9 protein-coding genes are annotated in these 11,611 nt (G+C 37.5%); all 9 read right to left on the bottom strand.

Going from position 1 to position 11,611, the window contains the following annotated elements; translation table 11 throughout:
- Positions 1-45: 45 nt before the first annotated feature.
- The 9 genes from ACOAOT_RS00810 to ACOAOT_RS00770 are packed head-to-tail and all read right to left on the bottom strand — an operon-like array spanning position 46 to position 11,342.
- A complete protein-coding gene (locus ACOAOT_RS00810) occupies positions 46-834 on the bottom strand; it encodes a hypothetical protein (RefSeq protein ID WP_420215193.1) in 789 nt (262 codons plus the stop codon).
- Between the two features lie 26 nt (positions 835-860).
- Positions 861-5,816, bottom strand: a complete 4,956-nt coding sequence (locus ACOAOT_RS00805; protein ID WP_420215192.1) for a DUF6531 domain-containing protein — start codon at positions 5,814-5,816, stop codon at positions 861-863.
- Between the two features lie 42 nt (positions 5,817-5,858).
- The gene (locus tag ACOAOT_RS00800) at positions 5,859-6,404 is read right to left on the bottom strand and encodes a hypothetical protein (RefSeq protein WP_420215191.1); all 546 of its coding nucleotides are present in this window, start codon (positions 6,402-6,404) and stop codon (positions 5,859-5,861) included.
- Positions 6,383-6,952, bottom strand: coding sequence for a hypothetical protein (locus ACOAOT_RS00795; protein WP_420215190.1), 570 nt, complete (start codon positions 6,950-6,952; stop codon positions 6,383-6,385). The genes ACOAOT_RS00800 and ACOAOT_RS00795 overlap by 22 nt, the downstream gene beginning before the upstream one ends.
- 15 nt (positions 6,953-6,967) lie before the next feature.
- Positions 6,968-8,368 carry a contractile injection system protein, VgrG/Pvc8 family gene (locus ACOAOT_RS00790; RefSeq protein ID WP_420215189.1) on the bottom strand — a complete coding sequence of 467 codons (1,401 nt, stop codon included), beginning with the start codon at positions 8,366-8,368 and terminating at the stop codon, positions 6,968-6,970.
- Positions 8,355-8,942, bottom strand: coding sequence for a hypothetical protein (locus tag ACOAOT_RS00785; protein WP_420215188.1), 588 nt, complete (start codon positions 8,940-8,942; stop codon positions 8,355-8,357). The genes ACOAOT_RS00790 and ACOAOT_RS00785 overlap by 14 nt, the downstream gene beginning before the upstream one ends.
- Before the next feature lie 28 nt (positions 8,943-8,970).
- Positions 8,971-9,489 carry a hypothetical protein gene (locus ACOAOT_RS00780; RefSeq protein ID WP_420215187.1) on the bottom strand — a complete coding sequence of 173 codons (519 nt, stop codon included), beginning with the start codon at positions 9,487-9,489 and terminating at the stop codon, positions 8,971-8,973.
- Positions 9,490-9,504: 15 nt separating this feature from the next.
- On the bottom strand, positions 9,505-9,714 hold the full coding sequence (locus ACOAOT_RS00775; RefSeq protein ID WP_420215186.1) for a hypothetical protein: 210 nt from the start codon (positions 9,712-9,714) through the stop codon (positions 9,505-9,507).
- Between the two features lie 41 nt (positions 9,715-9,755).
- Positions 9,756-11,342 (bottom strand): contractile injection system protein, VgrG/Pvc8 family, encoded by a 1,587-nt coding sequence (locus tag ACOAOT_RS00770; RefSeq protein ID WP_420215185.1) that lies wholly within the window; start codon positions 11,340-11,342, stop codon positions 9,756-9,758.
- Between the last annotated feature and the right edge of the window lie 269 nt (positions 11,343-11,611).

Genomic DNA, 11,611 nt, shown 5'->3' with positions numbered 1-11,611 from the left:
TACTTTGGTCTATAACCTTTTTTAACTTTAAAGTAATTTTTAAATTTAAATATTTTCTTCACTTGATGTTCTAAACATATCCAAAAAATAATTGATGCTATTTTTTCCTTCGCGCCAATGATAAATTATATCATTCAAGGGATAAGTCCCACTTATGTCTCCACGCATCTTATCTATCCAGCATATATTTCCATAATCCTCTCTCCATTGCCACTCACCACCCCTCCTGGATATCAGTTCTTCTCCATATACTGCCGCCAAACCTACGAGGTTGTTTTCTATCTCTTTAAAATCTTTATTTTTATACTCTTGTATTACCTCATTGATTTTTTCCAGTACTTTTCTTGTTGATGTCTCATTTTCTATCCCCATAAGAATACGGTATTCTCGGTTCAAGTCACTATGTTTTTGAAATAACTCCTGATTTGTTTTTATTGTGGGTCGTTTTTCCGTTGATGGCACACTGATTTCTTCTAATGCATTAAGACCATGTTCCAGGATAATGTTCTTAAATGTATTTAAAATGTCAACAAATTCCTCCTCATTATTCCACAGCCACCATTCTTTCGGAATTGGGAGACCTGGATATAAATAAGTAACCTTTTTGTCTGGATAAAATTCACTTCCATCTATCGTTTTCTGCTGGTATGCATTCGTATTGAATTTGAGTGCTAAATATTTAGAATGTATTATTTGTACATCTATAAACTGCTTTAGATCGCCTCTTTCCCTGACAAACCGAATCCCCTCATTCTTATCTGAATTATTGATTTTAAAACCATGCGAGGAAATGGAGTCACCTATTATCTTTTTAATTTTTCCTATTTTATTCATTATTTTATTCCTCCAAGATCATAATATTACGGACAAGCAAAATTCAATGGAATAGAAGGAGGAAAGAAAAGTGATGGAATCATACGTATTGCTCTATAAAGTATATATCCACCAACTCCGGCTCCAACTCCTATACCCACAGTTTTTGCTACCTTTTCCGCATTTTTCCCCTTTTCTGTACTCACTGATGGTACAACCACAGGTTCTTTCTTTGGTTTATTTACATACCCCCAATAAACCATTCCTGGCTCGTCAAGAAACGTGTAGTATCGAAGATTTTTATTAGGTTTCGTGGGGCAAGGTACCGTCCAGCCATTAGGATTAAATGTGGTTCCAGTTGCATCAATATTATTGATTCCCATAGTTCTCAGAGCCTGTATATATCCTTTCCTCTGTTGTGTTCCTGTTGGTTGTCCTGCATTATTCCAAAATGAATTATGATGATATTGCGATATAGGTTTTATTTCATAAACCTCTGCCATTCCACTTCCATTATTATTTAAATACATATCAATACTTCCGGTTCCGGTCATGCTATAGGGATATCCGGTCACTTTCTTCTCTACTTCACCATTTCCTGGATATCTTACCATAAAAATAGCTTGTAATACTTCATGAGCTTCCCTACCTTCCTTAGAAGTGTAATACCCCCATGGATCAACATATCCCAGAGGATTTTGAAAACAATAGTTATAGTAGTTTAAAGAAGCAGTAATACCCAGACTGCCTCCAAAGCTGTCATTACTGATAAATCTACCTATAGATGGCATATATTCTCTGGCCTGTGCGAAATAATTATTATTTTCTTCCTCTAACTGATATCCTGTAAACCCAAAGGGCTGTAAACAAGGACTATCATCAAGAATATTTCCAAATTCATCATAGCTGTAACTTTCTAACACCGTACCATTATTCGCCAAATACCGAATGGGGCTCCCAAGATCATCTAACCAAAAATACCTTTTTCCATAATTATCCCAGGTACCTGCTAAATTATCATCCCATATATAATTTTGTCCACCAGAATTTGTCTCTTTCCTTAACAAATTGTTATAACCACTTGTTAAATCGATTACGTACTTCGTTTTATCATAAACACCTGTTTTTCTTTTATCACTGCTCTTCCCTATTCGAAATCCCAACCCATTGTATTCGTATTTTACACTCATACCATCATTATCTGTAAAATTTGTAAGTCTGTTTTTTTCGTCAAATTCATAACTATATGTTTCTTTTCCATTCTTAATAACTGAAATTAAATTTCCTCTTTTATCATAATTGTATTCTTTTCTCTCTCTTCCTTCTTCTTTTATAAGCTGGTTCGCAGAATTGTATAAAAATATTGTTTTTTCACCACGTGCCTCGGTGCAGATACGGTTTCCATAAGCATCATATAGATAGTTAATATCCTTCTCACCATTCTTTTCAATTCCTTCCAAACGATTTAGTTTGTCATAATAATAAATAGAATTATCACTTTTGGAATTCATACCTCTACGATAGCTTTTTATATTTTTTTTATTACCAACCGCATCATAATTAATATAATATTCATCTATGGTTTCATCATAGATTGAATGAGTAAAATGGTTTAGTCTACCGGAAACATCGTAATTATAATTTGAAATAAGGCCGTTACCACATTTTTTATTAATTAGCTCATTTTTATCATTGTAGCAGTATTGGCTTATCCAGCCAGTTCCTTCTACTTTTGACAGGCGGTGACATTTATCATAGATATAATTAACACAACTTCCATCTGGATAAATTATCGCTTCTTTCTGATTATTAGCATTATATCTGTAATTAACTGTTTTCCCTTCGCTATCAGTAACCTGATTTATTCTCCCATATATATCATTATTTATTTTGGTTTTACCTGTACAATCATTAATCTCAATAAGCTGCCTGATAGAATTATATATAAAATTAGTTTTTTTATCACTTCCATAGGATATTTCAGTAATCAGACCTGATAAATTATATTTATATTTTGTTTCATAACCATCTGAATCTATCATGCTTACAAGATTTCCGATTTCGTCATAATTATAATAATTAGTGTTACTTAAAGCATCTGTTATGGATTCAACTCTTCCTAACAAATCTCTTTTATATAAAATTGAGTGGTCTCTTTCTTTTTTTTGTCTGCTGTTTATATTTGTTATTTTGTCATACTCCATCTCCATTTTATCAGAAATTCCGCCACTTTGTTGGATAGAAATTAAATCGCCTAAATTATCATATACGTATTGAGTTTTATTTCCAATGGCATCAATAATTTCTGTAAGCCTTTTTGTTGGAGAATATGAGTAGTTTGTCCTATTGCCGTTTCCGTCTACAATTGAAGTTACATTGCCTACCTCATCATATTCATAAACAATGCTCTCACCCAAATTACTTATAATACCCGTAAGCTGATTAAGTATGTCGTATTCGTAATTTAATACATATCCGTTATTAATAATTTTTTCAGTTATGTTCTCATTTGCATCATATTTATAATCTTCACTAACTCCATTTGAATATTCAATTCTCTTTAATAAACCTCCTTTATAATAAAAACATAGTGTCTCTAGTCCGTCTCCATCAATTATTTTTACAGGCAAATTCATATTATTGTAAACATATGTAAGCGTTCTTCCATAAATATCTGTTTCTTTTATAGTTCTACCCAATGCATCATATTGCGTAAGTATGCTTCTTCCGGCATTATCAGTAATTTTAATAATCTTACCCTGGTAATTATACTCAAATGTTGTAAAGTTACCATCGGGTTCATAAATACCAATATTACGATTTAATGCATCATAAGAAAAGACAGTTTCATTTCCCAAGGGGTCTATGATATTTGTCCTGTTGCCATTTCTATCATACTTAAATTTTGTTTTTCCTCCAGATCCATTATCAATACATTCCAATTGATTTAAGTGATTATAATAATATTGAATGCATCTGCCATTAGGTAGTGTTTTTTTAGTGAGCATGTTCATTGTATTGTACTCAGCTATAGTAATATTTCCCTCCTGATCTATAAATTGATAAGGTTTATTACTATCATTATAATTCATTACTTGTTTACTTCCATCATAATCAATGATTAAAGTAAGCCTATTATCTTCATATACAAAAGATTTTCTTTTTCCCGCAGCATTTATTATGCTAACTAAATTATCCTGGTTATCATATTCATATTTTGTTATATTTTGATTTCCATCAACACTTTCAATTATTCTATTTAATAAATCATACTTGTATTTACTGATACCGCCATTTCCTTCTTTGAATGATATCACATTTCCTTTGTGATCATATTGATAACAAATATCTGATTCATCAGGCTGTATAATTCTACTAATCATCTCTTTATCCTGATATAACACTTTAGTTGATATACCAAGCTGATTTATAATTTCCGTACAATTACCATTACAGTCATAATTATATTTTAAGCAGCCATTGCCTGGATCTTTAACTTGAATTAACTGATTACTCGCATTATACGTCATATTTGTTTTCTGTCCCAGAGCATTTATTATCTGTGTAATATTCCCACGGTTGTCATATGCATATCGGGTAACGTTACCATTCTTGTCTGTATAACTGATTTTCTGGTTCTTGTCATTATATGCAAACGTTTCCTCACCATCCTCATAAATAGTTCGAAGGTTACGCATCCGATTATCGCATTCATAAATGACCATATTACCATTCTGCTCTTTCATAAAGGTAAGATTATTTTTATCATCATAGCGCAGCTCTACCTCGCCACCATCTGGCATGATTTGTTTCACTACCCGGTCCGCACCATCATAATTGTTTTTCACTCCCGAAATTCCATTAGGTGTGACAATTTCATCTAACTTACCGTTCTCGTTATATTTATATGTAAAGGTACTTCCTAAGGTATTTGTAAACCAGCGCAATTTGCCGTATTGATATTTTAAGCTGATCTTTCGCCCAGTATGGTCTTCCACATAGATTAGATTCTTTTCCTTGTTATATTTATACTTTAGCTGATCACCTGTACCGTTTTCCACTCTCTCAAGGAGACCAGCCCCATCATATGTAAATGTTCGGCACTTTCCACTTTTATCTTTCTGAGTACGCAATCTTCCGTCGCAGTCGAACTCATAAATTATTCCATCTTCCCTTTCGTACAAATAATTGCTTCCTGACTTATTTAATCTACCTCCATCTCCCATTACCGGAGCATAATCTCCATCTAACTTCTTACGGTATGGAATCTCTCTGCCATCCTCCAGGATGATTCCAAGCAGGTCTTCACCGACAATCTTTACCAGACGCACCCCATAATTATGGCTCCAGCCCACTCCAATATCTCCCTGAGAACCGCAGTCCATTGCATTATAAAACAGCTTGAAACTTAAGGGCATGGCGCCATTAATAACAAGGTCTTCTTTTTCATAAATATAATTCCCTGTATTCATATTAATTGGGTCCTTGCCAAAAACGTGGCAGAGCATATTTTTCCCAGCGGTCCAGCGGACTACATTTTGATAACGTTTCAAAAAAGCAGCCCAGTTTATTGCTCCGTCATACCCCTGACCTGATGTGACTGGAATTATGATTCCTCCCTTTTTGCACATTAAAACAGAACTCATACTAATTGCATCTTCTCCGCCAACCATTTCTGCCTTTGTGGCTGATACTGTAGTATTTTCCCATTTTTCAACCAGATCCATAAAACCCTCACACTGATGAGTATCCTGATTCTTCTTACATTCACCAAAATAAGGAATATTAACACATGCTTTACAATCCTTGCAGTTCGCTTTCTGCTTTCCACCACTGGTATAGTTATGATTTTCCGGTAACTTAAGCTGTGTAATACAACTACCATTGACACACATTAATTTTGCTCCTTCTACCAGATACTGTGTACTGTCAGTGGATTTCTTATCCTGATTAAAAATATTCCCCAGTCCAAATCCTAAATTCAATTTTCCTGTGTCACTCATTAAGGTTCCCCCTATCTTTTGTTCTTTTATCTATCCCTTCTATTACAGCCTATTAAACGCTCCATCAATCAAACAAATCTCTTTTAGTTCCAATCCAATAATATTTCTTTCCAGCAGGCTTTCCGCCAGATCCATTCGAATAACGATCACATTCTCCGCTCCAACTCTGACACGAAACAATGGAGTCCCTCTCATTTTACTCCGATCCAAAATAAGTTCCCGCTGCCCAGGTCCCGGTTTTTGCGCCAGACAGTCCTCTTCTTCCAGCACCGGACTAAAGTAAGAAGCACATTCTTCTTTGTCTGTATCGAAAAGTACAAAAAACAGAAATGGAATATTGGAATCGTATAAGCCAATTACTTCCATAGCTGCCCTTGATAGCAGAAAAACAGGTTTCTCAATGATATCGGGAAATATTCCATCTATACCAAGCTTTGCATTTAGCAATACATAAGAAGGCATGTTCTGATACTCCTTCCTGTTTAGTTTCCTTACATCAATAGACTGGTTAACATTCATAATCTGCAAAAGGGGATTCTTTTCTTCGTTGGTCAGTATAAAATATTTTAAGTTTCCCTGGTACGCCATATAATCTCCCCCTCTCCCTGATACCTGCCGAAAAAGGCAGAAAAGTCTTTTGCCTTTCCTGCCCTTTGAAAGGCTTCTGTTTCCATTATTTCATCTGCCAGGTCCGCGCACAGCTGACGTACGGCCGCATAGTAATATTCCACACAAACTCTGCGGACCGCGTCCTCCTCATACCTCCAGATCCTGGGATACTTTTTCCTTAAATCTACCATTACTGATTTCATATCATCCTCAAAGCACTCAAAAAAGCCGGATGGACGCCAGTACAATTCCACTGGATCCGGATCAAAATAAAATTCGTTATTATATAAAGACAACAAAAACTCATAGCTTCCTGTTTGCAGACTGGTATTGAGATAACAGATCCCAAGCCAGGACCACTTTTTCTCTTTCTTTGCCGCCTCTTCTAATAACTGAACGAAAGGCTCCAAAGCCTGCTTCCTCCACTCTTTGTTCTGGTAATCAAGTTCCAGCCTGCGGCACTTTAATATAAATATCTTATCTTCCGCATTTTGGGCGGCTTTTTCCAGTTCTTTTATCCGACCCATCACACTTCCTCCTGTTTACTGTACTTTCAGTTCCCCACCAGTAAAAGAGATGCCCTGTTCTATATTAATGCTGGTTGTCTTCTGCTTTATATTGACGGAATCTGTTCCTGCTGCAATGAGAGAGCCAGTTTCACTTGAAATAGTAAGGTCATCTTTTGCCTTTAATACAATATCATTCTGGCTGACGATATGGACTCCTTTGGCATCACTTAGTTCTATTTTGGTTCCCTGGTTATTGGTAATTACAATGGAATCTGGAGTAAAACGAATCTCCTTCTGGTATTTATTCTTAATAATTTTGTGCTCTGGATTTTTACGATCAGAACTTTGTGTATCAAGATGAACCGAACTTATCACATATGCTTCTTCTTCCTTTTGTTCCGGTATATGGAGCCGGACAGCATCCCCCACCTCCGGCATACAGTACCAGCCGGTTCCGTCAGGGGTGGAATAAACGGTAGAGTATGGATACCACAGATTAATTTTCTGATCCTGATTCTCATCCTTACTGATCTTCACCATCACCTTATCTTCTTTTACCTTTAGAACTTCTGCCGGGAAAGAACAGCCGGCACGGTCTTTCTCCCGGTATTCCGGAAAATCCATACCAGATCTGGATTTTAAGTGACATGTATGCAGCATTTCACCTCTTTCATACCTGCTTTCTATTTTCCAGACAAAGAGTTGCATTCCATCTATTGAAATCTGGTCACCAATCTGGTAATCCTCCCGGCTTTGTATCACATACTCCAGACAGGAGGCTTCCCGCATTTGCGTTAATCCCTGACTCCGTTTCTTTTGATAATCCATCAGATTCTTTTTAACAGCGTATTTGGCAAACTTGGGGAGTTCATAACTCTCTCCCTTTGGTAAATCGTAAAAATACTTAACCCCGTTTATTCTGGTACTCGGCACAAGGAAGCTGTGAAACCCTGCCGCTATCCTCTTTAAAAATTCCCAGTCTGTCTCCCTGTGCTGCAGCACCAGTTTTCCGGTCTTATCCGTCAGGGGACGATTCTTTATAATGCCCGAATTCTCATAGCTTCCCGTAATTTGTCCGAAAATTGCTTCATATGTAACTGTGCCATCCTGAAAGGTTCTGAAGTGTGATTTCAGATCCATAAAATAGGTACCTGTTGTAAGCTCTAATGTCATCTTTTTCTGATCATTTACCTGTTCCACGGAAAAGCCGGTAACTACTCCCCAGAAAAGTGTCTGTACGTCACCCTCTTCCCCCACTTCTTCAATCTTCTCCCATACATCGCCAGTCAGCTGCTTTAAATAGATATCTTCATCCTCATCTGCGATATACCCGCTTACCACAGCTGTTCCATGCTCATTAATCTGCCTGTTTACCATAAGCTCTCTGACCTCAATAAACTGAATCGGTCCTGTTTTTAAATTATATTCTTTCACATTCTTCCTCCTCTGTCTGTATTGTCTCAAGCATACGAAGGATCACCGGCCTCCATTTATCGTAATCCTTAAATATGCAGTAAAAGGTTCCAACCATCATTTTTCTGTCAGAAAGGATCAAAAACATCATGTTATAGACCCGTTCATCGGCAGCAAAGCTTTTGTAATCAAACCACACCATAGGAACATTGCCGGAAATATTTCCCTGATCATAGAAAACGTTTTTTTCATCTGCGCGCTTTAAAATTTGTATCATTTGTTCCCTCTCATGATACAGATCAAGAACGTAAGTCTTCTTTTCCAGAATTGCCGTCTGGAAGGTCAGTCCTGAATGGGCAGAGGGATTGATTAATACCAGCTCCGGGCGGTTTTTTGAAAAAAAGATGGAAGCGCTTTTATCCTCATCTGCTTCAAAAAAACCATCGGGAATGTCCATTGCAATACCCAGACTGGGAAACCACTTCAACTTTTTTGATCGGTCAGCCCGTTCCTGTGTCTCCTGTTTTATCTTATTAATCTCTCTTTGAAGCTGCAAAAATATCTTATCAATATCGTTATCATTTATCTCTTCCATTATCTCACTCCTGACCTTTTGCGAACTACTATGCAGTTTCCTCCAGCGTATCAAAAAAATACTTTAACAGTGCCTCCCATTTCAAACGATCCTGTTCCGGAAAAGTTGCCGTGACAAGTAACATCCGATTATGAACCGATAAGACCGCTTTTACGTGCTGACTGCTCTCTCCCGCCTCTTCCAGTTCCATGGTAAACCAGCCACACTGGAATTTACCCTTATCGTACCGATGAACCGGAGATAATTCATTTCTTGGATAAATACTGCTGATATATTCTCTAACTGCTTCTGCAGCGATTCCCGTTTCATCCGGTCCCAGCTCCTTATCTATCATTTGGAACGTCATTTGACATTCCCCTGTATCATCTGCGAAAATCATTTCCGGACGATCCTCATATGGATAATATGCTTCCTTCCCGTTATCTGACATCTCTTTTAGCAAAACCGGAATTCTGGCTGTTAAGATTCCACCAACAAGTATAACTTCTTGCATCATAACCGGTTCCTGGAGGCAGCCTTCCGTATTTTCATCATATAATAAATTCATCTGTTACACTCCTGTTTACCCTCTGCTTTGAAAACTGATGCCGAAATCTGCTATGATCTGATCTCTTTTATTCAAACGATCCTGTGCTTTCGCCTGCTCTGACTGGAATACCTTCTGTTCTAAGACAGCTGCTGCGTCAAGCTGGCTGCTGATTGCATTCAGCCGGTTGACTTTTTCAATTAAAGGACTTTTTCCAACTCCGCCGACTTTAATGGTCTTACTCATTTCTTCACCCCCCAAATATTATTTTTATAACAATTTTATATCTATTGCCCTGTAACAAAGTTTACCTTTGTCCCTGTTATCTGCCGTTCCAGTTTTGTGGTGCCTGCCGCACATGGGGTTGATGCCAGAACTGCATTCTCTGCCCCATTTAAATTATATTTTCCCATGTCGGTAGACTCGGTTACAGGAAATCCCACATCACCGCTTCCCTCCATTTTTACCTTTCCAAATTTACCAATGGAATCAAACCCGTTGCATATATTAATAACCGCAGGAGAAGCCAAATCTCTTCTGACAAGGGAGATTTCCTGAGGGGCAAGAAAAGAGACTCGGCTGGCTTTTAGCCACACTCCTTTTTTTGCAAGTACGGTAAGCCCTTTACTACTCTCAATATTTGCTCCCAGGCTGTCGCTAATTTCCACCTTTAACGGCACCCTCTGTTTTAAATCTACAAATCCCAGACAATCCGGAAGCAGATACATCCGTTTATTCTTTGCTGTGGTAAAATATCGCTTTGAAGGATCAGTCATCTCTCCATTACCGGTTCCGTTTTTCCTGATACTGCCGCTTGCCCTGGCACTGCCATCTCCGTCGTCAAATGTAATCCAGATACGCTCTCCGATTTCAGGCATACAGTACATCACATTTCCGGTATCCGGCAGCCATGGATACCAGAACACTTCCTGGCCATTCTGAGCCCCATCAATATCCAGACTTACACGTACACACTCTCCCTTTGTTTCCAGTACCGTACTCGCAAGTGAGATGCCAGCCATCTGGGTATTGTCATATCTGGCTGTGCCAAATACCTGGGGAGAACCAACCGTATAGGTATAAACCAGCAGCCCTTGTTTGAGTTTACACCGTTTGCCAATAATTACCTTGTTGGAATTATTCCGTATTGTTATACTGTCTCCAACCTTCCAGTTCTCATAGTTGCTGATTTCATGACAGATAAACTGGCTCTTTAAAAAATGATACTGCTCTTTATCATAGGTGTAATAAGACCGATCAAACCATATTTTTTCTTTACTGGCTTCCTGGCCCTCTCTGGATTCGCCACGGGGCAAACCAAAATATAGCTCAGGTTTAACCGAAACTCCCCCTGGAAGCAGGGAGGTTCCTAGTTGTCCTGCAATTCTTTTTAAAAATTCCCAGTCCGTTTCCTTGTATTGATAAATCGGAGTTCCAATTTTTCTGTCCTCAATGTGAAATATCACTTCAGCATTTGCTGTATCTGCCAGGACACGCCTTACCAACGCTTTGTAAGTCATGTCAATATTTTGAAAAGATCTGCATTTTTCTTCTCGGTCAAGCAGTTTGGTAGGGGACACTGCCTCTATTTCAACAGTATAGCCGTTCCCCTCCTTGCATATTGAAACCTCCATAATAAAACCACAGAAAACAGGAGGGCTCATTTCATTGCCATTTTTATCAGCCACCGTAACGGATATACTACTTCCCTCCAGTTTTTGTAAGATCGGCGATACTCCAATATCTTCCGAAACATATCCTTTTAGCTTGGCAAGTGTATGGCAGTTTTTCTTTATGTCCATCTCAAATTCAATAACTTCATTGATATTTAAAAGACTGTTGATTATTAGATTTCCGGATGTGACTGCATTCATGAAAAAGCTCCTTCCTCCTCTGTTATTTCCCCTGTTAGTTACTATTAAATTGTATTTGATAAATAATTACATTATACTCCAATAAATTACAAAAACTACTATCATGTAATAATTAGCAGCTTATATGTAACTTTTGGTATTTTTTTTAGTTATATTCGGTCAACACGGGTCAACACCGAGATTCAGGAAGCTTTAAATCTGCTGGTACAAACTTCTTCCTCAAACTGTTTACAATATCTGTTACAAAGACTCTCACACTGTTAGCACAT

The organism is Lacrimispora struthionigena (genome assembly GCF_048627165.1).
Lineage (GTDB): Bacteria > Bacillota > Clostridia > Lachnospirales > Lachnospiraceae > Lacrimispora.
The sequence above is the reverse complement of the archived record's forward strand: the minus strand, read 5'-3'. Positions and strand labels throughout refer to the sequence as shown.